The following is a 24,521-nucleotide window of genomic DNA, read 5'->3' as shown; positions in this document are numbered from 1 at the left end:
GCGGCGGGGCCCGTTGCCGTTCGCGGACGCTCGAAATCTCTCTCCATCAAGCGCTTGATCGACGCCGGAGGGCGCGCGTACGCTCCCCCACCATGAGCCAGCACCGGACGGCGGCCGAGGCGAGCCGGGAACGGATCCTCGCGGTCGCCACCGACCTGTTCGCCGAACACGGCTACGACGGCACCACCACCCGGACGATCGCCGGCGCGGCCGGACTGAACGTCGCCACCGTCGCCTACCACGTGGGCACCAAGGCCGACCTGTACCGCGAGGTGATGCGGCGGGCCCACGAGGCCGAACGCGCCGCCGTCGACGCGGCGTTGGCGGAGTTCGCCCGGACCGCCCCGGACGATCCGGCCCGGGCGGCGGCCGAATTCGCCGACCGGTACCTGGACTTCTGCCTGGAACAGCCGCACGTCCCCGCCCTGTGGATGCGCCGCTGGATGGCCGACGCCGCCGAGTTCGCCGACCTGGAGGAGCGGTACGCCCAGCCACTGTTGGAGACCGTCCGGCGTGAACTCGTCGCCGCCCTGCCGCAGTTGACGTCCGACCGGGCCGAACTCGCGGTGTGGACGGTGCTGTGGACCACGCACGGGTTCTGCCGCTCGGTGATCCGCGCACAGGTACCGCGCTTCCGCACCCACCTGCGGGCCCTGGTGCAGCGCGAACTCGGCCTGGACGGCGGCGTGCGGTGACGGGCCGCGAAGTGTCGCGGCGGGAGCTCGCCCGGTACGCGGTGGGCTCGATCGGCACCGGCATCCACTCCACCGTCCCCGGCCTGCTGCTGCTCTACTTCATGACCGACGCGCTGGGCGTCCCGGCCGGCCTGGCCGGTCTGGTGGTCGCCCTGCCGAAGGCCTGGGACGCGCTGTTCAACCCGCTGGTCGGCGCGGCCAGCGACCGCGAGGCGCTGCGCACCGGGCGCCGCACCCGGATCCTGCTGGCCGGCACGCTCGCCCTGCCGGTCGCGTTCGCCGCGATGTTCCTCTCCCCGCTCACCGGCTCCGGCGCCGCCGCCTGGGTCGCCGTCACCTTCGTCCTCGCCTCCAGCGCGTTCGCGCTGTTCCAGGTCCCGTACGTGGCGCTGCCCGCCGAGATGTCGGAGCAGCCGCGGGTCCGCACCCGGATCACGGTGTGGCGGATCGTCTGCCTGACCATCGGCATCCTGGTCGCGGGCGGCCTCGCCCCGGCCCTGGTCTCGCTGGCCGGCGGCGGGCGCGGCGGCTACGCCGTGATGGCCGTGGCGGTCGCCGCGCTGCTGCTGGTGACGCTGCTGGTCCCGACCCTCGGCGCCCGCACGGTGCCGGCCCGGCCCGGGGCGGAGCCGCTCGGGCTGCCGGCGGCGCTGCGCACCGCACGCGGCAACCGGGCGTTCTTCGCGCTGCTCGGCGCGTTCGTGCTGCAGGCCGCCGCGGTGGCGATCATGCTGGCGGCCGCGCCGTACGTCGCCACCTACTGGCTCGGCGGGTACGGGCTGACCTCGGTGCTGTTCGTCTGCCTGGTCGCGCCGAGCGCCGTCGCCGTCCCGCTGTGGGGCCGGGCCGCCGCCCGCTGGGGCCGGCTGCGCTGCCTGACCGCCGCGACCGGTCTGTTCACCGTCGCCTCCGCCGCGCTCTGGCCCGCGGCGCACAGCGGTGCCCGGGTCGGGCCGGTGCTGGTCCTGTGCGCCCTGCTGGGCGTCGCGTACGCGGCCCTGCAGGTGCTGCCGCTCTCGCTGCTGCCCGACACCGTGCACGCGGACGCGGCGCGCACCGGCCGCCTCCAGTCGGGGGCGTTCACCGGGCTGTGGACCGCCGGGGAGACCGCCGGACTGGCCGCCGGCCCCGGGCTGTTCTCGCTGGCGCTGGCCGCCGCCGGATTCGTCTCCTCGACCACCGACCACCCCGTCGCGCAGACCGGCGCCGCCCGGGCCGGGGTGCTGCTCGGCTTCAGCCTGGTGCCCGCCGCCCTGATGCTGCTCTCGCTGCCCGCCCTGCGCGCGTACGGCCGGCGCCGCTCGGCCGTGCCGAACGCCGCCCACTCCCCCCTTGGAGCCGAATCATGACCACCGCCCACCCCGGGCTGCCGCAATTCGGCCGCCCCGCCGAGGAGTTGCCCGACGAGCTGCGGGCGATGACCGCCCACGACCTGCCCACCCGCGGCGGGCGCACCACCGCCTACACCTACGACGCGGGACGGCCCGACGTCCGGGAGGCCGCGGAGCGCGCGTACCTCGCCATGCTGGACGTCAACGGCCTCGACCCGACGGCCTTCCCGAGCATCGTCGCGCTGGAACGCCAGGTGGTCGGCGCGGTCGCCACCCGGCTCGGCGGGGACGACGGCACACCGGGGATCTTCACCAGCGGCGGCACCGAATCGATCCTGCTCGCCGTGAAGGCCGCGCGGGACTGCCGCCCCGAGATCGCCGAGCCGGAGATCGTCGTCCCCGCCACCGCGCACGCCGCCTTCTTCAAGGCCGGACGCTACCTGAAGGTCAAGGTGGTGGCGGTGCCGGTCGACCCCGGGACGTTCCGGGCGGTGCCGGCGGCGATGGCCGCCGCCTGCACTTCGAACACCGTGCTGGTGGTGGCCTCCGCGCCCTCGTACGCGCACGGGGTGGTCGACCCGGTCACCGAGATGGCCGCCGACGCGGCCGGACGCGGACTGCCCTGCCACGTGGACGCCTGCGTCGGCGGCTGGCTGCTGCCGTGGCTCGCCGAAGCGGGCGCCGCCGTCCCCGAGTTCGACCTGTCGGTGCCCGGAGTGACCTCGCTCTCCTGCGACCTGCACAAGTTCGGGTACGCCCCCAAGGGGGCCTCCGTCCTGCTGTTCCGGGACCGGCCGATGCGGCTCGCCGCGTACTTCGCCTGCGCACAGTGGCCCGGATACCCGGTGGTCAACTCGACCGTGCAGAGCAGCAAGGGCGCCGGCCCGCTGGCCGCCGCCTGGGCCACCCTGCAAGTCCTCGGGGCGGACGGCTACCGGGAGTTGGGGCGCGCCGCACTCACCGCGACCCGCCGACTGATCGCGGGCGTCGACGCGATCGACGGGCTCCGGGTGCTCGGCTCGCCGGACGCGACGCTGGTCGCGCTCGGCACGGACGACGCCGCCCTCGACCTGTGGGAGCTGGCCGACGAGACCCGCGCCCGCGGGTTCTTCCTGCAACCCCAGTTGAGCGTGGCCGGCCTGCCCGCCAGCCTGCACCTCACCCTCACCGGCGTCAGCGAACTCGGCGTGGACGGGCTGCTCGACGCCCTCCGCGAAGCGGTCGCGGCCGTCCGCGCCCGCGGGCCCGTCGCCCCGCCGACCGAACTGCTCGCCCTCCTCGACCAGTTCGACCTCACCGACCTCGACGACGCGACGCTCGCCGCGCTCCTGCCTGCCGCCGGCTTCGGCCCCGCCCGCATGGCCGGCGTCAACCGGCTCCTCGACGCCCTGCCTCCGGAGCTGCGCGACCAGCTGGCGACGCGGTTCCTCTCGGCGCTGTACAGCCCGTACCTGGAGCAGAACTGACGGGAGGGCGCAAACGCAGGCGGGCGCGAGAACAGGGGCGCGGGGAACTGCGCGAAGGGGAACGCACCCAACTGCAAGATCGCGACGCAGGACAATGACCTGCACGTGATCGCGACCTTGCGGACGTGACGTGCGCTTGTCGCGCAGTTCCGCCCCTTCGGCTTCGCCTGCGGCTACCCCCAGCGCCCTCGGTTTCGGGCCCGCCCGCCGCTACGCGGGAAGCAGCGCCGCCAGGCCGTCCGCGAGGCGTTGGAGGCCGAATTCGAAGCGGGTCTCCATGTCGGGGTCGGTGAGGTCGTCGGCGAGGGCGACCAGGTTGGGGTAGGTCTCGGCGGGGAGGGTGCGGAAGGTCTCGCCGGCCGCGCGGGCGGCATCGCCGCGGGTCGCGCCGGCGGCCTCGGCGGCGGAGAGCGGGGACTGCTCCTGGAGGACGAAGCCCTGGACGTACGCGGAGAGCAGGTAGGAGGCCATCGCGGCGTCGGCGTCGCTGAAGCCCGCGGCGCGCAGGCGGTCGAGCTGGTCCTCCAGGACGGCGAGGATGTGCGGGCCCGGGGCGAGGCGGCCGGCGACGACCTTGGCGGCGTCGCGGCGGGCGAGCAGCAGGGCGCGGTGGCGGCGGCCGTATTCGAGGAACTGGTCGCGCCAGCTGCCTTCGCGGGGCGGGAGTTCCGCGTCGGCGACGAGTGCGTCGCTGAGCAGGTCGAGCAGCTCTTCCTTATTGCGGACGTGCCAGTAGAGCGAGGCGGCTTTGACGCCGACCTCGGCGGCGACCTTGCGCATGGACAGGCCGGCCAGGCCGTCGCGTTCGAGGATGCGCAGGGCGGCGGCGGTCAGGGCCTGCCGGGTGAGGGCCTGCCCGGGGGTGTCGGACGCAGCGGCGTCGGGGGTGGTCTCGGCCATGCGGGGTTCCTCAGGGTGGGTGGTCCGGGGCACTGATCGCGCTTGCAATCTAACACCGTTAGGGCCATCCTGGGTGCGCACCAGCGACCCCTAACACCGTTAGGGGCTATCTCGACACGCCCGGAGGGGGACGGTCCCGGTGGAAGGTTCGATCAGCGCGCGCCACAAGTGGCAGGCGCTCGGCACGCTCTGCGTCACGATGTTCATGGCGATGCTGGACAACGTCATCGTCAACATCGCCCTGCCCCGGATCGGCCGGGACCTGGACGCGGGCATCAGCGGCCTGCAGTGGGTCGCCGAGGGCTACAGCCTGGTGTACGCAGCGCTGCTGCTCACCGGCGGCACGCTCGGCGACCGGTACGGCCGGACCAGGGTGTTCCGGTTCGGGCTGGCGCTGTTCACGCTCGGCTCGGCGGCCGCCGCGCTGGCCGGCGACATCGGGGTGCTGGTCGCCGCGCGGATGCTGCAGGGCGTGGGTGCGGCCCTGCTGACGCCGGGCAGCCTGGCGATCCTGCGGCAGGTGTTCACCGACGAGAAGGAGCGGGCCCGGGCGATCGGCCTGTGGTCGGGGGTCTCGGCGCTCGGCCTGTCGATCGGTCCGGTGATCGGCGGTCCGATGGTGGACGCGTTCGGCTGGGCCAGCGTGTTCTGGATCAACGTCCCGGTCGGGCTGCTGGCCATGGTGCTCGCGTACCGGGTGCTGCCGGTGATCGCGCCGCGCGAGCGCCGGATCGACCTCGGCGGGCTCGCGCTGTCCGCCGCCGGCCTGGGCGCGCTGGTCTACGGCCTGATCGAGGGCCCGGGCCGGGGCTGGGCCGACCCGGTCGTACTGGCCTGCGGGGCGGCCGCGGTCGTGCTGCTCACCGTCTTCGTGCTGGTCGAACTGCGGGTCGCGGAGCCGATGCTGGAGCTGCGGCTGTTCCGCGACCGGGTGCTCGCCGGGGCGCTGCTGAGCGGACTGACGGTCAGTTTCGGGATGTTCGGCGCACTGTTCTTCCTGCCGTTGATGCTGCAGGGCGTGATGCGCTGGGCCCCGACCGACGCCGGGTACGCCGGCCTGCCGATGACGGCCGTGATCATGCTGGCCGCGCCGCTGTCCGGCCGGCTGACCTCCCGTCACGGAGCCCGCCTGCCGCTGGTGCTGGGCATCGCGCTGTGCGCGGCCGGCCTCGGCGGGCTGTCGCTGTACGGCGGGCACGCGCACTACTGGTCGTACGTGTGGACGCTGGTGGTGCTGGGCTTCGGCATGGGCCTGACGTTCACGCCGGTGTCGATCGCGGTGCTCCAACGGGTCGCCCCCGCGCAGACCGGCATGGCCTCGGCGACCATCAACACGCTGCGCGAACTCGGCGGCGTGCTCGGCATCGCGGTCCTCGGCGCCGTCCTCACCAACCGCCTGACCGACTCGCTCACCACCGCCCTGCCGCGGCTCGGCCTGCCCGTCGACCACGTCTCCCGCGCGGTGTCCGCCCTCACCGGCCACGGCGCCGGCCCCGCCGCGGCGCCCACCCCCGCCCCCGTCCGGGCCGCCGTCGACACCGCCTTCGTCGACGCCCTCCACCTGGCCCTGCGCTGCGGCTCCGCGGCCCTCGCCGCCACCGCCGTCCTGGTCGCCGTCCTGCTCCACCGCCCGGCCGTCCGGCGACCGGTCGCCGAACCGGCCCCGGTCGGCGGGTCGGCGCGGCGACGGACCGTCAACCACTCGGCCGAGTGACGGCCGCAGTCCGGGACGACCGTTCACCCGTTCAGGTAAAGCATCGTCAAAGTACGCACCAAGTAGGGTGACGAACGGTATGCGGGGATGTGGTGAACGGCCCTGGGTTCGGCGGCCGGGTTTCGCTAGCATGACCCGCTCAAGTGGTCGGACCGACACCGGTGTTGGGGGATGGCGTGCGCGACGTGGGCCCAGGCGGCAGTGGCGGCGGGTTCCAGGTGGATCCGGACGAGCTGGACGGGGCGGGGCAGACCGCGAGGATCGTCGCGGAGCGGGTCCCGGACGCGGCCGGGCGGGTGCTGGGTCCGTCCGACAGCGCGGAGGGCGGGCTGCGCGGCTGGCTGACGGGCAGTGAGCTGGACGCCTGCACCACCGCGTGGAAGTCGATGCTGGACCGGCTGTCCGCGGAGATGGACCAGCAGGGCGAGAAGCTCCGGCAGACCGCGGCCAACTACCGCAGCGCCGAGCAGGCCGCGGGCAACGCCGTCGCCACGGCCGGCGGGCGGTGACCATGGACGTCCCCACGCTCCGCGACGCGGACCCGCAGCGGCTGTTCGGCGCCGCCGACGCGTACCAGGCGCTCGCCGAGGCCGTCGCCGACGACGGCCGGCAGTGGCGCGCCGGGGTGGACGACCGGGTGCGGAACTCCGGGTGGACCGGCAACGCGGCCGACGGCGCCCGGCAGTCACTGTCCCGGACCACCGGCAAACTGGCCGCCGCGCAGCTGGAGCTGGCCCGGATCGCGCCCGTCCTGCGGGAGGGCGCGGAGGCGTTCGTGCTGGCCCAGGCGGACCTGCGCCGGGCCCTGCAGGAGGCGCAGGCCGGCGGCTACCAGGTCTCCGACGACGGCGGGATCTCCTGGCCGCCGCCGAGCGCCGCCGAACGGCACGACCCGGACGCGCCGGACCGCGCCCGGCAGGGCACCGACCTGCGCGACCGGATCGGCGAGGCGCTGTCCAAGGCCGCGCACGCCGACCAGGTGACGGCGGAGCGGCTGCGCCAGTACACCACCGACGCCCGCACCGGCGCCGGCCTCGACCCGGGCACCGCCGCGATGCGGCTGAACAGCACGCTGCTGCGCGCGTTCACCGGCAGTGAGGACCTGGTCCTGGCGGGCATGCCGGACCAGAACGCCTCGCCGACCGAGGTGAACTCCTGGTGGAAGGCGCTGCCGGCGGACGAACAGCAGCGGCTGATCAGCCGGCACCCGGGCGAGATCGGCAACCGCAACGGCATCCCCACCCCGGCCCGCGACCAGGCCAACCGGATCCGGCTCGACCAGCTGGTGAACGACCTGTCGTCCCGTCAGAACCTGTCGGAGTGGGACCAGAAGAAGCTGGAGGGCTTCCGTTCCATCCAGGGCCGGCTGAAGGACGACCAGGGCAAGCAGCCGCCCGCCTACCTGCTGGTGATCGGCGACCAGGGCCAGGGCCGGGCCGCGCTCGCGTACGGCAACCCGGACACCGCGGACGACGTGGTGGCGTACGTGCCGGGCCTGAACACCGAGATCAAGAACATGGGCGGCGGCGACGCCAACCGGGCCCGCGACCTGTGGCAGTCCGCGCACGACATCGACCCGAGCCGGTCCACCGCCTCGATCGCCTGGCTGGGCTACGACGCCCCGCAGGCCAAGGGGATCAGCCCGGACGCGCTGGCGGTGGCCGGCGACGAGCGGGCCAAGCAGGGCGGCGAGGCCTACCAGGGCTTCCTGCAGGGCCTGCGGGCCTCGCACGAGGGCCAACCGGCGCACCTGACGGCGCTCGGCCACAGCTACGGCTCGTTCACCGTCGGGCAGGCGGCGCAGCGGCCGGGCGGCATACCGGCGGACGACATCATCCTGGTCGGCTCGCCCGGCACCGGCGCGCAGAAGGCCGGGCAGCTGGGCGTGGACGGCTCGCACGTGTGGGTGGGCGCGGCCGAGCACGACCCGGTCTCGCACCTGCCGAGCCACGCCGAGGCGAAGGGCATCGGCATCGGCGCGGGCATCGGCGGTCTGGTCGGCGGCGTGCCGGGCGCGGTGCTCGGCGGCTTCATCGGTGACAAGATCGCGGGGCACGGTGATCCGCACGAGCTCTGGTTCGGGCAGGACCCGGCGAGTTCCGAGTTCGGCGCGCGCCGTTTCGACGTGGCGGACGGCCCGCTGGGCTTCCAGTCGCACTCGGACTACTGGAATCAGGGCGACGGCCGGGACGGCCACTCGCTGCGCAACATGGGCATGATCGTCTCCGGTCACGGTGACCGGGTGATCGGACAGGACCGGCGATGAACGACTTCGCGGCACCCCACCCGTCGGCCGCGCTGCTGGCCGCGAAGGCGGCGGTGGACGAGCTGCTGGACTCCGCCCCGGCGGCGCTGAACCCGCCCGCCGACTGGGCGGACGGCCCGTACGTGGCGGTGGAGCACGAGCACCCGTACACCCGGGAGCCGGACGGCACCGCGCACCTGGAGAAGCGGCGCTACCTGATGACCCGGCTGTCGGCGGACCGCTACCCGGAGCTGCTCGCCCAGCTGGGCCGGGCCTGGCGGGCCCGCGGCTGGCAGCTGAGCGGCGAGAACGATCCGGTGCTGCCGCTGCTGCGGGCCGAATCATCGCTCGGGACGGTCGAGTTGAGGATCGGCATCCCGGGCAACGCGACGCTGCTGGCGCGGGTGCAGGACGTGCCGCCGAGCGGCACCTCGTACCCGTTCGGCGGCGACTCCACCGTCCCGCTGGGGCCGGACGGCGTGATGGACACCATGCCGCGCCGGCACGACCCGTTCTGGTCGGTGTGACGCCGATGAGCGGTCGGACGAGGCTGCGGGTGGCGGGCGCCGTCGCGGCGCTGCTGCTGGGGCCGGTGCTGGCGGGCTGCGGCTCCTCCGGCGCGGCCGCGGGCGGCGGTTCGGCGCAGGCCGCGGACCTGGCCCGGGGACGGCTCCAGGAGCTGGTGGACGGCACCACCTCGGCGCTGACGCCCGCGGTGCGGTTCGCCGACGACGCCTTCCGTGCGGTGCCGCACGAGAACGCCCGCCGGGACAACGACGGCACCGCGCAGTTGACGCTCCGTCGGTACGTGCTGACGAAGGTCTCCGAGGCCAACCGGCCCCGGCTGCTGGAGCAGGTCCGGGCGTACTGGACCGGCCGCGGCTGGACGCTGACCGAGAGCTCCGCCTTCGCGGCGGGCGCGCGCACCTCGGACGGGACGGGCGTGACCGTCACCGTCGGCGTGCCCGGCAACGTGACGGTCGCGGCCACCGCGCGGGTGAAGGACCCGGGCGCCACCGAGCCGTTCGGGCCTGCCCCGAGCCCGCTGCCGACCGGCCCCGACGGGGGCCCCGACACCCTGCCGCGGTTCACCGACCCGGGGTGGTCCTGACGTCCGTCCCGACGGGCCCGTCCGGCCTCCGACCTGGACGAACCGGGCCGGACCGGGTCTGATCGGACGTCAGTGCAGGTGACGTGGGCGGCAATTGCCGGGGGGCTCTAGGGCTGGCGTGGCCATGCTGGCTATAGTCGCCCATGATTTAGCCGGAACGGCGGCCGGCCGAGGGGTTCCCTCGGTATTGCCATTGCCGTTCGTCGGCCATGCCGCCATGCCGTCCGCAGCTCCGGGCCGTCGTGTGTTCCGCCGTTGACCACGGGGAGAGACGACGACCATGGCACACACGACCGGGCGGGGGCGCACCGCGCTCGTCGCCGTCATCGGCGGGGCGCTGCTGCTGGGCGGCTGCGGCACCGGCGGCTCCGCCGAGAAGAAGGTGGACCTGCACGCGCTGCTGCCGGAGGCGGTGCGCAAGGCGGGGGTGCTGAAGGTCGGCACCTCGTTCACCGCGGCGCCGGTGGTGTACCGCAACGACCGCAACGAGCCGGACGGCCTCGACCCGCACCTGGTGGACAAGCTGGGCGCGGCGCTCGGCATCCGGATGGAGCTCCAGGACGCCGGACCGTTCGCGAACGTGCTGCCGGGCCTGATGAGCCGCCAGTACGACATCGCGATGTCCGGCATCACCGACACCCGCGAGCGCGAGGAGGGCCTGGACAAGGACGGCAAGCAGACCGGTCCGGGCGTGGACTTCGTCGACTACTTCATGGCGGGCATCGGCATCGCCGTCGACAAGGGCAACCCGCAGAACATCGCCGACATCGACCAGCTGTGCGGGCACACCGTGGTGGTCAAGAAGGGCACCACCCACGACGACCTGGTGCAGCGCCAGGTGAAGGTCTGCGAGCACGAGTCGAAGCCGCTGAAGGTGGTGCAGACCGACACCGACACCGCGGCGCTGGAGAAGCTGAAGGGCCAGGCGGACGCGTTCGTCACCGACTACCCGAAGGCCAAGTACGCGGCGCAGACCGTGGACAACGGCAACGCCTTCCAGATGGGCGGCCCGCAGATCCAGCCCCGGCCGTTCGGCATCGCGGTGCGCAAGGAGGACGCGGCGCTGCGCGACGTGCTGATGCGGGCGATGAACCGGCTGATCACCGACGGCACCTACGACCAGGTGCTGGCCGACCACGACCTGGCGGTCGGGGCGATCCAGAACTCGGTGATCAACGGCTCGACCTGATCGGGGCCTTCGCCCGGGTCAGTGCGCGCGCAGGGCCAGCACGGCGACGTCGTCGGTGAGGGCGCCAGCGTGGCGGCGGACGTCCTGGGCGAGGAAGGCGACCAGGGTGTCCGGGTCGGTGATGGGCAGCGTGCCGAGCCGGGCGGCCAGCGGGTAGAACTCGCCGTCGCCGTCCCGGGCCTCGGTGACGCCGTCGGTGTGCAGCAGCAGGCTGTGCCCGGCCGGCAGCGACACGGCGGTGGGCGCCGCGGCCGGACCGGCGGCGAGGTGGCCGAGGCCGAGCGGAAGGTCCTCGGCGCAGCGGACGGCGGCGACCGTGCCGGGGCCGACCACCAGCGGGTCCAGGTGACCGCGGTTGACCAGCTCGAACCGGCCGGTGAAACGGTCGTGCTGGACCAGCACGGCGGTGACGAACAGCTCGCCGTCGCCGCGGTCCTCGGCCGCCCGCCCCACCTGGCGGTCGAGCTGGGCGGCGAGTTCGCCGAGGTCGGCGGTCTCGTGGGCGGCGATCCGGAACGCGCCGACCACGTCGGCGACGGTGCGCACCGCCTCCAGGCCCTTGCCGCGCACGTCGCCCAGCAGGATCCGGGTGCCGTACCGGGTCTCGCACACGTCGTACAGGTCGCCGCCGATGCCGACGTCGGCCTCCGCGGGCCGGTACAGCCCGGCGGCGCGCAGCCCCCCGACCCGGGCGGGGACGGGGTGCAGCACGGTGTGCTGGAGGGTGTCGGCGACGGCCCGCATCCGGACCAGGTCGCGGGCCTGGCAGCGGCGCTGCCGGGCCAACCCCGCGCCCATCACACCGGCCAGCACGGTGCCCAGGTACGTCCACAGGTGGTGCTGCTCGTAAAGGTGCCCGGCCCGCAGGGCGAGCAGCGCCTGGAGGCCGACGGTGAGCGCGGTGGCGCCGGCCACCACGGCGGGGCCGGCGCTGAACGCGACGACCACCGGCAGCACGGTCAGCAGGAAGCCCGCGGCGACGGACCGGGGGACGGACTCCTCCAGCACCAGGTCGGCGACCAGCAGCAGGATCGGCAGGACGCGCACCCAGGTCGGGGTGCGCAGCGCCTCCGCCATGGCGGCCTCCCACCGGGCGGTGGCCTGACGGCCGTGCTGGCCGGGGGCCGCCTCGCCGGGGGCGACGCGAACGGGAGCGGCGGTGGGCGCGGGCATGCTGACCTCCTCGGCGGGCGTCCGGATCCGGGTGCGATGTCGCTTTCAATCGTCCCGTGCCGTCGGTCGGGGCCACCCCTTACCAAAGTCCCGACGAGTTGGGCCCTTGGACCCGATTCGATCATATTTCAACCAGTTCGGTGACCTGTGTCACTCCGGGTTCACGAGTCTCGGCGGCTCGACGGCTCAGCGGCTCGGCCGGTGAGGGTGACGGGCAGGGTGCGGTAGCCGCGCAGCACCAGCCGCTCCCGCCGGTCGGCCGGGCCGGCGGCGGCCAGGTCCGGGAAGCGGCGCAGCAGCGCGGGCAGCGCGGCGGTGGCCTCCAGCCGGGCGAGCTGCGCGCCGAGGCAGTAGTGCGGGCCGCCGCCGAAGCTGAGCGGCCGGCCGGCGGCGCGGTCCGGGTCGAACCGCCCGGGGTCGGTGTAGCGCCGCGGGTCGCGGTTGGCGGCGCCGATCAGCAGCAGCACGCCGGTGTGCAGGGGGACGGGCATGCCGCCGACCGTGAGGCCGTCGGTGAGCGCGATCCGGGAGGTGAGCTGGACGGGCGAGTCGAACCGCAGCACCTCGTCCACCAGGGCGGCCGGGTCGAGGGCGCCCTCGCGCAGCCGCGCGGCGGTGTCGGGGTGCCCGAGCAGCAGGGCGAGGGCGTTGCCGAGCAGGTTGCCGGTGGTCTCGAAGCCGGCCACCAGCAGCAGTGCCAGGTTGGCCAGCAGCTCGATGTCGGACAGTCGCTGCGGGTCGGCGTCGGCGGTCGCGACCAGCGCGCTGACCAGGTCGTCCTTCGGGTCGGCGCGCCGGAGGGCGGCCAGCTCGGCGAAGTACTGCGAGAGTTCCCCGGCGGCACGGTCGGCGGCGACCAGTTCGTCGTCCTCGACCAGCGCCTCCAGCGTCACGGTGAGGTCGGCGGCCAGCGGGCGGAACAGGTGCCGGTCCTGCTCGGGCACGCCGAGCAGTTCGCAGATCACGCCGATCGGCAGCCGGAACGCGAAGGCGTCCAGGAAGTCCACCGGGCCGTCGCCGTGCTCGGCGAGCTCGTCGAGCAGCGCGTCGACGGCGGCGGTGACGGCGGGCTCCAGGGCCGCGACCCGGCGCGGGGTGAACACCGAGGAGATCAGCGAGCGCATCCGGCCGTGGTCGGGCGCGTTGCGCTGCAGGATCGAATCGCCCAACAGGGTCTGGCCCGGGTGTTCGAGGTGGTCCGGCTCGAACCGGGTGGCCAGCTCCGGGTCGATGACCCCGAAGGCGGGGGTCCGCAGGACCTCGTCGGCCTCCTCGTGGCCGGTGACCATCACCATGTACTCGTCGGTCTGCACGACGGGCCCGAGTGCGCGCAGTTCCTCGTACAGCGGGTACGGCTCGCGGCGGCCCTCCGGGCCCAGCAGCCCGTTGACGATCGTGGCGATGTCCATGCAACTCCCCCAAGCAGCAGTCGTGTCCATTCGTTCGGAGCGGGAACGGCCGGACGGCGCACCGGGGTTCCCGGCGGGCCGGACCGGACGGGCGGGCGGCGAGCGGTCGGCTGACGGGTGGGCGGCGGCGGTCGGCGGGCCGGGCCGGGCGGCCCGGGGTCGGTGGGTAGGCTGGCCGGTCATGGAGATCTGGATCAACCCGCGGTGCAGCAAGTGCCGCACCGCCCTGGGCGAGCTCGACGCGGTGGGCGCCGAGTACACGGTGCGCCGCTACCTGGAGGAGCCGCCGACGGCCGCCGAACTGACCGAGGTGCTGGGCCGCCTCGGCCTGGAGCCGTGGGACGTGGCCCGCGTCGACGAACCGGTCAGCAAGGATTTGGGCCTGCGGTCCTGGGGCCGCGAGGACGCCGACCGGGCCCGCTGGGTCGAGGCGATGGCCGCGAACCCGGCGCTGATCCAGCGCCCGATCATCACCGCCGACGACGGCTACACGGTGATCGGCCGCACCGAGGAAGCCCTCAAGGACGTGCTCTCGCACTGACCTCGCGGCGCTGACAGCCCGCTGACAGCGTGCTGTGAGCGGGCCCCGGCAGGCTGGCCCGGCCACCTCCGATCCGACAGGAGCCCGCCGTGCCCGACCTGCCGATCCGCCGGCTGACCGTCACCGCCGTCCACCGCCCCACCCCGCGCACCGCCCGGGTGAGCTTCGCCCTGCCGCCCGGCGAGTTCGCCCTGGCCGGGCCCGACCAGCAGGTCAAGCTGTACTTCCCGCGCCCCGGGCAGGACCGCCCCGACCTGCCCGCGGCGACCCCCGGGCAGGACCTGATGGACTGGTACCGGGCCTGCCACGCCGTCCCCGAGCACCGCCGTCCGTGGATGCGGTCCTTCACCGTCCGTGCCCACGACGCCGAACGGCACACCGTGGACGTCGACTTCGTGCTGCACGGCGACGGCCCGGCGGCCGACTGGGCGGCCCGCGCCCGGCCCGGGCAGGAGCTGGCCATGTTCGGCCCCTCCCCCGAGTTCGCCCGCCCGTTCCCGCTGGACGGCGGCCGGCCGCTGCTGTTCGCCTGCGACGAGTCGGCGCTGCCCGCGCTCGCCACCCTGGTGGAGGCCCTGCCGGCCGGCGCCCGGGCCCACGCCTGGATCGAGACGGCCGGTCCCGAGGAGCAGCAACCCCTGCTCGGCTTCGGCGAGTTGACCGCCCACTGGATCCACCGCGAGGACGCCGCCCCCGGCGAGCGGCTGCTCGCCGCCGTCCGCTCCGCCGACCTGCCCGCCGGCCTCGGCCACGCCTGGCTGGCTGGCGAGGCCGGCGTCGTCCGCGAGCTCCGCCGCCACCTACTGACCGAACGTCACCTCGACCACGCGAACGTCCACTTCACCGGCTACTGGCGCCACCGCCTCACCCAGGACGACGCGCCCACCGCCGAGGACCTCGCCGACGCCCGGGAACTGCTGGCCCAGTACGGCGGCTGACCGACTGCTACCGTCCGCCCGGTGACCACCAGCCTGCTCCAACCGCCCCTGCTCACCCGCCTGCTGGCCGCCGAACGGATCCTGATCGCCGGCGCGGGCGGCGGCTTCGACGTCTACGCCGGGCTGCCGCTCGCCCTCGCGCTGCGCGCCGCCGGGCGCGAAGTGCACCTGGCGAACTTCTCCTTCAGCAACCTGTACGGCCTCGGCCTGGACGTCTGGCAGGCCCCGGACCTGGCCCGGATCACCCCTGACACCCGCTCCGCCGACGCCTACTTCCCCGAGCGCTCCCTCGCCCGGTGGCTGCGCGAGCACCAACAGCCGGACACCGTCTGGGCGTTCCCCTCCACCGGCGTCCAGCCGCTGCGCGACGCCTACCGGGCGCTGGTCGAACTGTTCGACATCGACGCGATCCTGCTGGTCGACGGCGGCACCGACATCCTGCTGCGCGGCGACGAAGCCGGACTCGGCACCCCCGAGGAGGACATGGCCTCGCTCGCCGCCGTCGCCGGGCTGCGGTCGGTGCCCACCCGGCTGGTCGCCTGCCTGGGCTTCGGCATCGACGCCCACCACGGCGTCAACCACGCCCTGGTACTGGAGAACCTCGCCGCCCTGCACCGCGACGGCGGCTACCTCGGCGCGTTCTCACTCCCCGCCGACGCGCCGGAGACGGCGCTCTACCTGGACGCCGTCGAGCACGCCCGGGCCGCCGCGCCGGAGCGGCCGAGCATCGTGCAGGGGTCCGTCGCGGCGGCGCTGCGCGGCGGGTTCGGCGATGTCGGGCCCGCCGAGCGGGTGGCCGGCAGCGAACCGTTCGTCAACCCGCTGATGACGCTGTACTTCGGCGTCACCGTCGAAGCCCTCGCCGCCCGCAACCTCTACCTCGACCGCCTGGAGCACACCGTCCTGATGCGCCAGATCGCCACCGCCATCGCCGCCTTCCAGGACTCCCTCCCCCACCAGCGCCCGCCCCGGGCCTACCCGCACTGAAAACCCGGGTGCCGCGCCGAACGGGCCCTGTTACCGTCCGGCCGGTGACCACCAGCCTGCTCCAACCGCCCCTGCTCACCCGCCTGCTGGCCGCCGAACGGATCCTGATCGCCGGCGCGGGCGGCGGCCACGACGTCTACGCCGGGCTGCCGCTCGCCCTCGCCCTGCGCACCGCCGGGCGCGAGGTGCACCTGGCGAACCTGGCGTTCACCCACCACTACGGGCTGGACGCGACCGCCTGGGCGGGCCCCCAGCTGGCCCGGATCACGCCCGACACCCGCTCCGCCGAGCCGAAGTTCCCCGAGCGTTCGCTGGCCCGGTGGCTGCGGGAGCACCAACAGCCGGACACCGTCTGGGCGTTCGCCTCCACCGGGGTGAAACCGCTGCGGGCCGCGTACCGGGCGCTGGTGCGCCGGCTCGGCGTCGACGCGATCCTGCTGGTCGACGGCGGCACCGACATCCTGCTGCGCGGCGACGAAGCCGGACTCGGCACCCCCGAGGAGGACATGGCCTCGCTCGCCGCCGTCGCCGGGCTGCGGTCGGTGCCCACCCGGCTGGTCGCCTGCCTGGGCTTCGGCATCGACGCCCACCACGGCGTCAACCACGCCCTGGTACTGGAGAACCTCGCCGCCCTGCACCGCGACGGCGGCTACCTCGGCGCGTTCTCACTCCCCGCCGACGCGCCGGAGACGGCGCTCTACCTGGACGCCGTCGAGCACGCCCGGGCCGCCGCGCCGGAGCGGCCGAGCATCGTGCAGGGGTCCGTCGCGGCGGCGCTGCGCGGCGGGTTCGGCGATGTCGGGCCCGCCGAGCGGGTGGCCGGCAGCGAACCGTTCGTCAACCCGCTGATGACGCTGTACTTCGGCGTCACCGTCGAAGCCCTCGCCGCCCGCAACCTCTACCTCGACCGGCTGGAGGGCACCGTGCAGACCCGGCAGATCGCCTCCACCATCGCCGACTTCCGCGAGGAACTGCCCCGGCTGCGACCCGCCCGGGCCTACCCGCACTGACCGGGCGTCAGCCCTTGCGGGCCGCGGCGGCGATCTTCGCGGTGGTGTGGAAGAACCGCGAAGTCGCCTGCCCCTGGTACGACTTGGGGAAGCAGGTGGCCGGGTTGCCGTTCATCCGCCCGCCGCGCAGGTGCATCACCACGAACGCCGCGCCCTCGTTCGCGCCGATCATCTCCCAGTCGCCCTTCGGCGAGGCCGCCGGCAGCTCCACCTCCGGCGGCATCGGCTCGGAGAGGAACAGCACGCACAGCCGGACGTCCTCGGTGACCTCCACGCCCGCGAACGGGTCCGACTCGACGACGGCCTCCACCTCCTCGACCGTCCGCAGCATCACCGGCACCGGGTACCCCAGGCCCTCGGCGAGCCCCGCCTCGATCCGGGCCGTCAGCGCCGCGCGGTCGGTCTCCGCGGTGCGGAAGAACACGTTGCCGCTCTGGATGTACGTCCGCACGCCGTCGAGACCGAGGCCCTCGAACAGCTCCCGCAACCGGTCCATCTTCACGGTGCGGCCACCGACGTTGATCGCCCGCAGGAAGGCAATGTAGGTCTCCATGGGCGGAGTCTAGGACGGGCCGCCGACAATCAGCGGTTTCGACGGGAAGGCGGCCTACACTCGCGCGCATGACGACCTGGCAGGACTTCGAGCAGCAGGCTCCCGACCTCGCCCCGCGCATCCGCGCCCGCTTCGAGGCGCACCGGCACCACGTGCTCGCCACCTTGGCCAGGGACGGCTCGCCCCGGGTGAGCGGCATCGAGGTGGACTTCATCGGCGCCGACCTGTTCCTCGGTTCGATGGCGGGCGCGGTCAAGGCCCTCGACCTGCGTCACGACCCGCGCTGCGCCCTGCACTCGAACCCGGGGCCGGACACCAGCATGACCGGCGGGGACGCGAAACTCGCCCTGTCCGCCGTCGAGTTGACCGATCCGGTGGACATCGCCGGCTACCTGGCGGGCCTGCCCGAGCCGCCGCCCGGCCCGTTCCACGCGTTCCGGCTGGAGCTGCGGCGGGCCACCCTGACCGAGGTGGCGGACGACCGGCTGGTGATCAGCACCTGGCAGCCCGGCGAGCAGGTCAAGGTGATCGAACGCCGGTAGCGGCCTCCCCCGGTCACCCCGGGGAGGCCGCTACCGACGGGCCGTCAGCCGTTCGGCAGGATCACCGCCCGACCGTCGATCCTCCCGGCGTGCAGGCGCTCGTACGCGAGCGGCGCCTCGTCGATGCCGTACGTCTCGACGTGGACGTCGATCGCCCCGGCGCGGGCCAGGTCCAGGACCTCGATCAGCTCGGAGCGGCTGCCCCAGTACGGGGAGCTGACGCGGACGTCGTAGGGCAGCACGCCGAAGCCGACGGCCAGCGTGCCGCCGCCCAGGCCGACGACGGAGACGTCGCCCTCGACGGCGACCAGCTGCCCGGCCAGCGCGGTGGTCGGCGGGGCGCCGACGAAGTCGAACACGGCCTGCGCGCCGAGCCCGCCGGTCAGTTCGCGGACCTTCCCGGCGGCCGCGCCGTCCGACCGCACGGCCTCGTGCGCACCGACGGCGCGGGCCAGTTCGAGCTTCTCCTCGCTGATGTCCAGAGCGATCACCCGGGCCGCGGTCATCGCCCGCAGCAGTTGGACGGCGACGTGCCCGAGGCCGCCGGCGCCGATCACCACGGCCGTGGAGCCGGGGACGAGCTTCGGCAGCGCGCTCTTGATCGCGTGGTAGGGCGTCAGCCCGGCGTCGGTGAGCGGCACGGTGCGCACCGGGTCGAGGTCGCCGAGCGGGACCAGGTGCCGCGGGTCGTCGACCAGCAGGTACTCGGCCATCGCACCGGGCGCGCCGAGCCCGGGCGGCGCGATGCCCAGCTCGCGCGCCCGCAGGCAGTAGTTCTCCTTGCCCTCCGCGCACTTGGCGCAGCTGCCGCAGCCCCACGGGCCGTACACGGCGACCGACTCGCCCTCGGTGAAGCCGGTGACGCCGGCGCCCAGCGCGGCGATCGTGCCGACGCCCTCGTGGCCGAGGGTGAGCGGCAGCGGGAACGGCAGCCGGTCGGCGGGCCAGCTCATCACGGCGATGTCGGAGTGGCAGGCCCCGGCGGCGGTGACCTTCAGCAGGACCTGCCCGGGGCCGGGCTCGGGGTCGGGAACGGTGACCACCTCGGGGTGGCCGCCGACGGTGCGGTACTGGACTGCCTTCATGTGCTCGGACCCTCTCTGGTGCGCGCCCCCCTCGACGGACGGTCAGCGGGCGGAGTAGCCGCCGTCGACCAGGTGGTAGCTGCCGGTGACGAAGGACGCCCGGTCGGAGAGCAGGAACGCGGTGAGCTCGGCGACCTCCTCGGCCCGGCCGAGCCGTCCGGCGGGGTGCAGCGAGATCAGCAGCTCGCGCCCGGCCGGGTCGGTGTCCTTCAGCAGCGGGGTGTCGATGAAGCCGGGGCCGACCGCGTTGACCCGGACGCCCTGCGGGGCGTACTCGATCGCGGTCGTCTTGGTCAGGCCGACCACGCCGTGCTTGGCGGCGACGTACGCGGGCGAGCCGGCGAAGCCGTTGGTGCCGAGGATGGAGGCCATGTTGACGATCGCCCCGCCGCCCGCGGCGAGGATCTCCGGGAGTTCGTAGCGCATCGAGTAGAAGACGCCGTCGAGGTTGGTGGCGAGCACCCGCCGCCAGGCCTCCGGCTCGTACGCGCCGGTGGGGGCGATCGCGCCGCCGATGCCGGCGTTGTTGACGGCCAGCGAGAGCGGGCCGAGGCCCTGCACGGTGGCGCGGACGGCGGCCTCGACGGAGGCCGGGTCGGTGACGTCGACCTGCACGGCGAGCGCCTTGGCACCGGTCGCTTCGAGGGCCGCGGCGGCCTCCCGGGCGCCGTCCAGGTTGTAGTCGGCGACGGCGACGTTCGCGCCGCGCTCGGCGAGCAGGGTGGCGACGGCCAGGCCGATGCCGGAGGCGGCGCCGGTGACGAGAGCGGTGCGGCCGGTGAACTCCTGTGCGGTCATGGGTGGTCGGTCCTTTCGTGCGCCGCGCCCGGGGCGGGCGCGGGTGGTGCGGGGGTTTCTGACGGTCAGTCAGCGCGGGGGTTCGGCCGCGACCAGGTCGAAGGCGCGGTCGATCAGGGCGGGCAGGTCGCCCGCCGGGTCGCGCACCCAGGTGCGGGTGGCGGCGTGCAGGGCGGTGACGCCGAGGCCGACGGCGACGGCGGGCCGCAGGTCGGTCTCCGGGTGCAGGCCGAGCCGGGCGGCGACCAGCCGGATCGACTGCTCCTCCTCGGCGACGGCGATCCGCCGGTAGGCGGCGGTCAGCGCGGGCTCGTCGTCGATCAGCGCGAACAGCGCGCGCATGCCGGGACGGCGGTGCCAGGCGGGGTGGTCGCCGTCGTGCAGCCAGGCGGTGACGGCGGCCCGGTACGCGGCGACGGGGGCCTCGGCGGCGGGCCGGGCGGCGAGGCGCTCGTTGATCCGGGCGAAGTCGGCGCGCAGCGAGTCCAGGACGGCGTCCTCGCGGGACGCGAAGTAGCGGCTGAAGGTGCGCCGGGAGACGTCGGCGGCGTCGGTGACCTGCTCGACGGCGAAGGCGGCCGGGCCGTGCTCCAGGGCCAGGCGCAGCGCGGCGTCGGCCATCGCCTCGCGGGTGCGGCGGGCCTTGCGGTCGCGCCGCCCGGGCGGGACCGGCGCCTGCTGCTGGTCGGTGCTCATACGAACACCGTACTACCGGAAATGTCCCGGCGGGACATCAGTCCCGCCGGGACACTCGGGCCCGGATCGTGCTGCTCACGTCCCGGACAGGTGCGGGACGGGACTCACTGGCCCGCCGGGCCCCACAGACGGTCGGTGCAGCGGGCGTAGGTGTCGCGCCAGTGCGGCCAGTGCCGGACGGTCTCGTCGTCGCAGTCGGCCAGCAGCCGGTCGATCTGCACCGGGTCGACGCCCTCCAGCAGCCAGACCAGGGCGTCGGACGCGGACGGGCCGTCGGCCAGGCGCAGCAGGTCGAGCAGTTCGGGCAGGGTGCCGATCCGGGAGCCGGGCTGGAAGACGCCGGCCATCCGGGGCAGCAGCTGGCGCTCCTCGATCCGCAGGTGGGTCTCCACCCGGGCGGCGAGCTCCTCCACCGCGTAGGAGACCGGCCAGGAGCTGGCGGGGTCGCGGGTGGCGATGCCGACCAGCGTGGTGGTGCGGGTGAAGCACTGGTCGAGGTTGTGGTGGTCGGACTCCAGCCAGTTGAGCAGCAGCCGGAGCTCGGGCGCGAAGCGGCGCAGCAGCGGCCAGAGCCGGGTGTCCTGCTGCTCGTGGTGGCAGGTGACCATGGCGGTCACGAAGTCCCAGTGCCGCTTGAGCGCGAGCGCGCTCTCGTGGTCGTCGGGCTGGAGCAGTCGCAGTGCCTGCGGGATCCGGGCGAGGTCGCGCCGGACGGCGGCGTGCACCAGGCTCAGCCCGGCGAACGGGAGGGGTTCGACAGCCGGCGCGGAAGGGAGCTCCTCGCGCGGGGCGGGAATGGTCGTCGGGCCGACGGACAGCAGGTGGCGGGACATGGCGCTCTCTTCACGACTGGCTGGGGCTGGGCCGGAGCGGGGGCCGCGGTTGCGGCGCCCCGGTCCAGTTCTCCGGTCCACGGGTTCCAGGGTGGGAGCAGTGCATCAGGGTCGAATGAACGACCGATTGATGTGCAGGTCAGCGCGCTTTCGGGGCCGTCCCGGGCGGTTTCGCGACCGTTCCCGACCGGCCGTCCGACCGGCCGCCCGACGAGCCGGCCGCCGTCCGGTCAGTCCGACTCGGGCCCGGCGGTGTTGGCGGTCAGCCACTCCAGCGTGTGCGGGATCATCTTCTTGAAGTCGGAGGTGAGGTGCTTGCCGCCGGGCTGCTCGTAGTACTCGACGGTGGTGGGGGCCTTGGCCTTCTCCACCCAGGCCTTCACCAGCCTGGTCTCGTACGGGTTGGCGCCGCCCGCGGTGGCCAGCATCCGCACGTCGGCGGTGCCCGCGCCGATCAGCTGGTCGGGGCTGTTGGCCTGGCGCTCCTGCTCGTGGCCCTTCCACAGCGGCGAGTCCGGGTTCCAGTAGCCGTCGATCGGCACCGCGGCCTTGAACACGTCGGGGTGCTGCAGGGCGAGCTTGGCGCTGCAGAACGCGCCGGTGGAGGCGCCCATCACGGCCCAGCCGTCGCGGCCCTTGACGGTGCGGAAGTTGGCCCGGACGAAGTCGGGGATGTCCTCGGCCATCCAGGTGCCGATCTTCGGCTGGCCGGGGATGTCGGCGCACTCCAGGGCCCGGGACTCGGCGGAGTCCAGGTTCTGCACCGGCATGATCATGATGAACGGGTGGGCCTTGCCCTGGGAGACCATCTGCTGGTCGATCTCCTGGATCGGCAGCTGGTTGTCGGTCCAGGTGTTGTAGCCGGCGCTCTGGCCGCCCGCGTACAGGGTGAGCACCGGGAAGCCGGTCTTGGCGTACTTCGGGTCGTTGTACTGCGGGGGCAGCCAGACCCACACCTTGCCGCTGACGCCGGACTTGGCGCCGTTCAGGGTGGTCATCATGATCGGTCCGGCGGCGGTGTCGCGGACCTTGGACAGCTGCGCGGCCGGGCCGGTCGGCATCAGGACCTTGGACGGCTTGGGCGGCGCGCTGCTGCTCTTGGCGGCGGACGGCGACGAGTGGTCGCCGGAGATGGCGGCCTTGGCCTCGCCGGAGGTTCCGGTGTTGCTGCCGCAGGCGGCCAGCGGGGTGGCGAGGGCGAGCAGGGCGACGGCGGTCAGCAGACGGCGGGCGGCGGAACGGGGCTGCGGCAGCACGGATCGGTCTCTCCGGGCGGGGGCCGACCCGGCAGTCGGGAGGGGCCCTGGTCATTGGGCTTCGCCGGGTCCGCCGTGCGCTGATGGCCGGCGCTCCCCGGGAACGGCCGCGGTCGCACGAGGGTGCGTCGGCCGGGCCGTCCGAGATCCTATGACGTACCACCCCGGACCCCGGTTGCGGCGGGGTGAACAACCCCCCGCACGACGGGGGCAGCCCCCGCCGTCCGGCGGGGGCTGCGGGGCCGCGGGCACGGGCGCGGGGTCAGGGGCGCCAGGTGTCGTTGAGCGTGATCCGCCCGCTCGCCGGGACGCTCGCGGTGCGGTTGGCGCCGCTCTCCCAGGTGACGTTGCCGGCGGCGTCCTTGCGGAGGTACTTGTACTGGATCGCGGCACCGGCCGGCAGCGCCACGTCCAGCTTCCACACCGGGTACGAGGCGGAGCCCAGCAGCAGCGCCTTGGAGGTGTCCCAGCCGCCGAGCGCGGCCGCGTCGCCGACCACGTAGAGGTTCTGGCCGAGCGCGGTGGTGCCGTTGACCGCGAACGAGGCGCCGGGCGCGGTGCTCGCGGCGGTGGCGCCGACGTACAGCGCGACCGCGTCGCCCGCGCCGACCGAGGCGGTGAACTTCCCGTCCGAACCGACGGTGTAGGTCGGGCCGGAGCAGCCGCCGCTCACCGGGTCGCCGTGCTGGACGTCGCAGTAGACGCCGGCGGGCAGCGAGGTCTGGAAGGTCTGGGTGATCGCCGAGGTCTCCCGGTTGATCGCCACGTAGCCCTTGCTGCCGCGGCCGAAGCCGATCGCGTTGTTGCCGTTGGACCACCAGTTGGTCATCGCGGCGCCGGCGACGGCGTTGCGGAAGCCGACCATGTTGGCGACCTGCCGCCAGGCGTGGACGCAGTTCCAGCCGTTCTGGTAGCAGGCGGTGACGGCGCCGCCGTTCGGCGGGCCGTCGTCGTTGGCGTTGAACGCGTACCCGGAGTAGACGTTCGGCGAGCCGTACGGGTGGGCCAGCATGAAGACGTTGGCCAGCGTGTAGGTGGAGCCGTCCTTGTAGGTGAGGGTGGAGCCGTTGCGCTCGGTGTCCCAGTTGTCGACGAAGGTGCGGGCCTGGGTGGAGGCGAGCAGGCCGCTGCCCCAGCTCTGCAGGTCGGAAATCTTGCCGCCGTTGAAGGCGCTCTTCAGCCACGTCCCGGAGCGGAACTCGTCCACGTCGCCGTTGCCGGTGTACTCGGAGGGCTGGACGGCCTCGCCCGCGCCGTAGATGACCTCCTGCACCCAGTAGGCGTTCGGGTTGCTCATCTTGGCCTTGACGGCCGCCAGGTCGGTGGCGGCCATGTGCTTGGCGGCGTCGATCCGGAAGCCGTCCACGCCGAGCGACAGCAGGTCGCTGAGGTAGTTGGCGATGGTCTGCTGGACGTAGGCGGAGCCGGTGTCGAGGTCGGACAGGCCGGCCAGTTCGCAGTTCTGGACGTTCGCGCGGTCGCCGTAGTTGGTGATGTCCGTGCGGCAGCCGTGGAAGTCCTGGTTCTGGTAGTAGCCCGGGTAGTTGTACTTCGTGTAGGCGGTGCCGCCGGTGCCGGTGCCGCTGCCCGCGCTCATGTGGTTGATCACCGAGTCGGCGAGCACCTTGACGCCCGCGTTGTGGCAGGTGGTGACCATGTTCTTGAACGCGGTGCGGTCGCCGAGCCGGCCGGCGATCTTGTAACTGACGGGCTGGTAGGAGGTCCACCACTGGGCGCCCTGGATGTGCTCCTGGGGCGGGGAGACCTCGACGAAGCCGTAGCCCTTGGGGCCGAGGGTGTCGGTGCAGGCCTTGGCCACCGAGTCGAACTTCCACTCGAACAGGGTGGCTGTGACGCCCTTGCTGCCGGGCGTGGCGGCCGCGGCGGTGGGCGCCAGCGAGAGCCCGGCGCCGGCCGGGAGACCGAGCGCCGCGAGGGCGGTGCAGGCGGCGAGGACGCGCTTCCTGCGGGCGGGGGCGGGGGTGGGCAAGGGAGCACTCCTGGGGGGAGGCCCGGTCCGCGGACGCACGTCGCGGCCGGGAGGCGGCA

At 74.2% G+C, this 24,521-nt stretch carries 24 protein-coding genes; 14 read left to right on the top strand and 10 right to left on the bottom strand.

Annotated features, from left to right (window positions below):
* Nucleotides 1-92 precede the first annotated feature (92 nt).
* From CG736_RS10515 to CG736_RS10505, 3 genes are read left to right on the top strand one after another with little or no spacing between them, the layout of a single operon-like run.
* Nucleotides 93-695 carry a TetR/AcrR family transcriptional regulator gene (locus tag CG736_RS10515; RefSeq protein ID WP_100585906.1) on the top strand — a complete coding sequence of 201 codons (603 nt, stop codon included), beginning with the start codon at nt 93-95 and terminating at the stop codon, nt 693-695.
* A complete protein-coding gene (locus CG736_RS10510; protein ID WP_100585905.1) occupies nt 692-2,044 on the top strand; it encodes an MFS transporter in 1,353 nt (450 codons plus the stop codon). Before CG736_RS10515 ends, CG736_RS10510 begins: the two co-directional genes overlap by 4 nt.
* A complete protein-coding gene (locus tag CG736_RS10505) occupies nt 2,041-3,492 on the top strand; it encodes an aminotransferase class V-fold PLP-dependent enzyme (protein ID WP_100585904.1) in 1,452 nt (483 codons plus the stop codon). The genes CG736_RS10510 and CG736_RS10505 overlap by 4 nt, the downstream gene beginning before the upstream one ends.
* A 210-nt stretch (nt 3,493-3,702) precedes the next feature.
* Here CG736_RS10505 and CG736_RS10500 read toward each other — a convergent pair whose 3' ends face one another.
* Nucleotides 3,703-4,392, bottom strand: a complete 690-nt coding sequence (locus CG736_RS10500) for a TetR/AcrR family transcriptional regulator C-terminal domain-containing protein (RefSeq protein ID WP_100585903.1) — start codon at nt 4,390-4,392, stop codon at nt 3,703-3,705.
* 139 nt (nt 4,393-4,531) lie between these two features.
* On the opposite strand from CG736_RS10500, the gene CG736_RS10495 reads away from it, so the two are divergent.
* From CG736_RS10495 to CG736_RS10470, 6 genes are all read left to right on the top strand, one after another.
* Nucleotides 4,532-6,106, top strand: a complete 1,575-nt coding sequence (locus CG736_RS10495) for an MFS transporter (RefSeq protein WP_232733908.1) — start codon at nt 4,532-4,534, stop codon at nt 6,104-6,106.
* Between the two features lie 176 nt (nt 6,107-6,282).
* Nucleotides 6,283-6,615, top strand: coding sequence for a type VII secretion target (locus tag CG736_RS10490; protein WP_157815506.1), 333 nt, complete (start codon nt 6,283-6,285; stop codon nt 6,613-6,615).
* Nucleotides 6,616-6,617: 2 nt separating this feature from the next.
* Nucleotides 6,618-8,372 (top strand): alpha/beta hydrolase, encoded by a 1,755-nt coding sequence (locus CG736_RS10485; RefSeq protein ID WP_100585901.1) that lies wholly within the window; start codon nt 6,618-6,620, stop codon nt 8,370-8,372.
* Nucleotides 8,369-8,878: a hypothetical protein gene (locus CG736_RS10480; protein ID WP_100585900.1), complete on the top strand. Its 510-nt coding sequence runs from the start codon at nt 8,369-8,371 to the stop codon at nt 8,876-8,878. The genes CG736_RS10485 and CG736_RS10480 overlap by 4 nt, the downstream gene beginning before the upstream one ends.
* A 5-nt stretch (nt 8,879-8,883) precedes the next feature.
* Nucleotides 8,884-9,462, top strand: coding sequence for a hypothetical protein (locus CG736_RS10475; RefSeq protein WP_157815505.1), 579 nt, complete (start codon nt 8,884-8,886; stop codon nt 9,460-9,462).
* Between the two features lie 280 nt (nt 9,463-9,742).
* Nucleotides 9,743-10,651: an ABC transporter substrate-binding protein gene (locus CG736_RS10470; RefSeq protein ID WP_100585898.1), complete on the top strand. Its 909-nt coding sequence runs from the start codon at nt 9,743-9,745 to the stop codon at nt 10,649-10,651.
* An 18-nt stretch (nt 10,652-10,669) separates the two neighbouring features.
* Here the strand turns inward: CG736_RS10470 and CG736_RS10465 are convergent, their stop codons facing one another.
* Both CG736_RS10465 and CG736_RS10460 read right to left on the bottom strand, forming a co-directional pair.
* Nucleotides 10,670-11,824, bottom strand: a complete 1,155-nt coding sequence (locus CG736_RS10465; protein WP_100585897.1) for a PP2C family protein-serine/threonine phosphatase — start codon at nt 11,822-11,824, stop codon at nt 10,670-10,672.
* A 161-nt stretch (nt 11,825-11,985) separates the two neighbouring features.
* Nucleotides 11,986-13,233: a cytochrome P450 gene (locus tag CG736_RS10460; RefSeq protein WP_100585896.1), complete on the bottom strand. Its 1,248-nt coding sequence runs from the start codon at nt 13,231-13,233 to the stop codon at nt 11,986-11,988.
* Between the two features lie 181 nt (nt 13,234-13,414).
* On the opposite strand from CG736_RS10460, the gene CG736_RS10455 reads away from it, so the two are divergent.
* The 4 genes from CG736_RS10455 to CG736_RS10440 all read left to right on the top strand — a co-directional run bounded on the left by CG736_RS10455 (nt 13,415) and on the right by CG736_RS10440 (nt 16,709).
* Nucleotides 13,415-13,774 carry an arsenate reductase family protein gene (locus CG736_RS10455; RefSeq protein WP_100585895.1) on the top strand — a complete coding sequence of 120 codons (360 nt, stop codon included), beginning with the start codon at nt 13,415-13,417 and terminating at the stop codon, nt 13,772-13,774.
* 89 nt (nt 13,775-13,863) lie between these two features.
* Nucleotides 13,864-14,712, top strand: a complete 849-nt coding sequence (locus tag CG736_RS10450) for a siderophore-interacting protein (protein WP_100585894.1) — start codon at nt 13,864-13,866, stop codon at nt 14,710-14,712.
* Nucleotides 14,713-14,733: 21 nt separating this feature from the next.
* Nucleotides 14,734-15,699, top strand: coding sequence for a DUF1152 domain-containing protein (locus CG736_RS10445; protein ID WP_232733907.1), 966 nt, complete (start codon nt 14,734-14,736; stop codon nt 15,697-15,699).
* 44 nt (nt 15,700-15,743) lie between these two features.
* Entirely contained in the window at nt 15,744-16,709 is a 966-nt protein-coding gene (locus tag CG736_RS10440) for a DUF1152 domain-containing protein (protein WP_232733906.1), read from the top strand.
* Between the two features lie 7 nt (nt 16,710-16,716).
* Here the strand turns inward: CG736_RS10440 and CG736_RS10435 are convergent, their stop codons facing one another.
* Complete coding sequence (locus CG736_RS10435; protein WP_100585893.1) at nt 16,717-17,262, bottom strand: DUF1697 domain-containing protein; 546 nt, start codon at nt 17,260-17,262, stop codon at nt 16,717-16,719.
* 68 nt (nt 17,263-17,330) lie between these two features.
* Here CG736_RS10435 and CG736_RS10430 point away from each other — a divergent pair, with 68 nt between their 5' ends.
* Nucleotides 17,331-17,804, top strand: a complete 474-nt coding sequence (locus tag CG736_RS10430) for a pyridoxamine 5'-phosphate oxidase family protein (protein ID WP_100585892.1) — start codon at nt 17,331-17,333, stop codon at nt 17,802-17,804.
* Nucleotides 17,805-17,848: 44 nt separating this feature from the next.
* Here the strand turns inward: CG736_RS10430 and CG736_RS10425 are convergent, their stop codons facing one another.
* The 6 genes from CG736_RS10425 to CG736_RS10400 all read right to left on the bottom strand — a co-directional run bounded on the left by CG736_RS10425 (nt 17,849) and on the right by CG736_RS10400 (nt 24,462).
* On the bottom strand, nt 17,849-18,889 hold the full coding sequence (locus CG736_RS10425) for an NAD(P)-dependent alcohol dehydrogenase (RefSeq protein ID WP_100585891.1): 1,041 nt from the start codon (nt 18,887-18,889) through the stop codon (nt 17,849-17,851).
* 42 nt (nt 18,890-18,931) lie between these two features.
* Entirely contained in the window at nt 18,932-19,687 is a 756-nt protein-coding gene (locus CG736_RS10420) for an SDR family NAD(P)-dependent oxidoreductase (protein ID WP_100585890.1), read from the bottom strand.
* A 69-nt stretch (nt 19,688-19,756) separates the two neighbouring features.
* A complete protein-coding gene (locus tag CG736_RS10415) occupies nt 19,757-20,383 on the bottom strand; it encodes a TetR family transcriptional regulator (protein ID WP_100585889.1) in 627 nt (208 codons plus the stop codon).
* 104 nt (nt 20,384-20,487) lie between these two features.
* On the bottom strand, nt 20,488-21,216 hold the full coding sequence (locus CG736_RS10410; protein ID WP_100585888.1) for a hemerythrin domain-containing protein: 729 nt from the start codon (nt 21,214-21,216) through the stop codon (nt 20,488-20,490).
* Nucleotides 21,217-21,446: 230 nt separating this feature from the next.
* Nucleotides 21,447-22,472 carry an esterase family protein gene (locus CG736_RS10405; RefSeq protein ID WP_100585887.1) on the bottom strand — a complete coding sequence of 342 codons (1,026 nt, stop codon included), beginning with the start codon at nt 22,470-22,472 and terminating at the stop codon, nt 21,447-21,449.
* Between the two features lie 262 nt (nt 22,473-22,734).
* Complete coding sequence (locus CG736_RS10400; RefSeq protein WP_100585886.1) at nt 22,735-24,462, bottom strand: carbohydrate-binding module family 20 domain-containing protein; 1,728 nt, start codon at nt 24,460-24,462, stop codon at nt 22,735-22,737.
* Nucleotides 24,463-24,521: the final 59 nt, after the last annotated feature.

The organism is Kitasatospora sp. CB02891, assembly GCF_002803145.1.
Lineage (GTDB): Bacteria > Actinomycetota > Actinomycetes > Streptomycetales > Streptomycetaceae > Kitasatospora > Kitasatospora griseola.
The sequence above is the reverse complement of the archived record's forward strand: the minus strand, read 5'-3'. Positions and strand labels throughout refer to the sequence as shown.

Excerpts from the sequence above, each read along its gene's own strand:
- CG736_RS10480 (WP_100585900.1), top strand. The coding sequence starts at position 8,369 with ATGAACGACTTCGCGGCACCCCACCCGTCGGCCGCGCTGCTGGCCGCG.
- CG736_RS10460 (WP_100585896.1), bottom strand. The coding sequence starts at position 13,233 with ATGGACATCGCCACGATCGTCAACGGGCTGCTGGGCCCGGAGGGCCGC.
- CG736_RS10430 (WP_100585892.1), top strand. The coding sequence starts at position 17,331 with ATGACGACCTGGCAGGACTTCGAGCAGCAGGCTCCCGACCTCGCCCCG.
- CG736_RS10505 (WP_100585904.1), top strand. The coding sequence starts at position 2,041 with ATGACCACCGCCCACCCCGGGCTGCCGCAATTCGGCCGCCCCGCCGAG.
- CG736_RS10475 (WP_157815505.1), top strand. The coding sequence starts at position 8,884 with ATGAGCGGTCGGACGAGGCTGCGGGTGGCGGGCGCCGTCGCGGCGCTG.
- CG736_RS10465 (WP_100585897.1), bottom strand. The coding sequence starts at position 11,824 with ATGCCCGCGCCCACCGCCGCTCCCGTTCGCGTCGCCCCCGGCGAGGCG.
- CG736_RS10500 (WP_100585903.1), bottom strand. The coding sequence starts at position 4,392 with ATGGCCGAGACCACCCCCGACGCCGCTGCGTCCGACACCCCCGGGCAG.
- CG736_RS10420 (WP_100585890.1), bottom strand. The coding sequence starts at position 19,687 with ATGACCGCACAGGAGTTCACCGGCCGCACCGCTCTCGTCACCGGCGCC.
- CG736_RS10485 (WP_100585901.1), top strand. The coding sequence starts at position 6,618 with ATGGACGTCCCCACGCTCCGCGACGCGGACCCGCAGCGGCTGTTCGGC.
- CG736_RS10470 (WP_100585898.1), top strand. The coding sequence starts at position 9,743 with ATGGCACACACGACCGGGCGGGGGCGCACCGCGCTCGTCGCCGTCATC.
- CG736_RS10425 (WP_100585891.1), bottom strand. The coding sequence starts at position 18,889 with ATGAAGGCAGTCCAGTACCGCACCGTCGGCGGCCACCCCGAGGTGGTC.
- CG736_RS10455 (WP_100585895.1), top strand. The coding sequence starts at position 13,415 with ATGGAGATCTGGATCAACCCGCGGTGCAGCAAGTGCCGCACCGCCCTG.
- CG736_RS10435 (WP_100585893.1), bottom strand. The coding sequence starts at position 17,262 with ATGGAGACCTACATTGCCTTCCTGCGGGCGATCAACGTCGGTGGCCGC.
- CG736_RS10415 (WP_100585889.1), bottom strand. The coding sequence starts at position 20,383 with ATGAGCACCGACCAGCAGCAGGCGCCGGTCCCGCCCGGGCGGCGCGAC.
- CG736_RS10410 (WP_100585888.1), bottom strand. The coding sequence starts at position 21,216 with ATGTCCCGCCACCTGCTGTCCGTCGGCCCGACGACCATTCCCGCCCCG.
- CG736_RS10515 (WP_100585906.1), top strand. The coding sequence starts at position 93 with ATGAGCCAGCACCGGACGGCGGCCGAGGCGAGCCGGGAACGGATCCTC.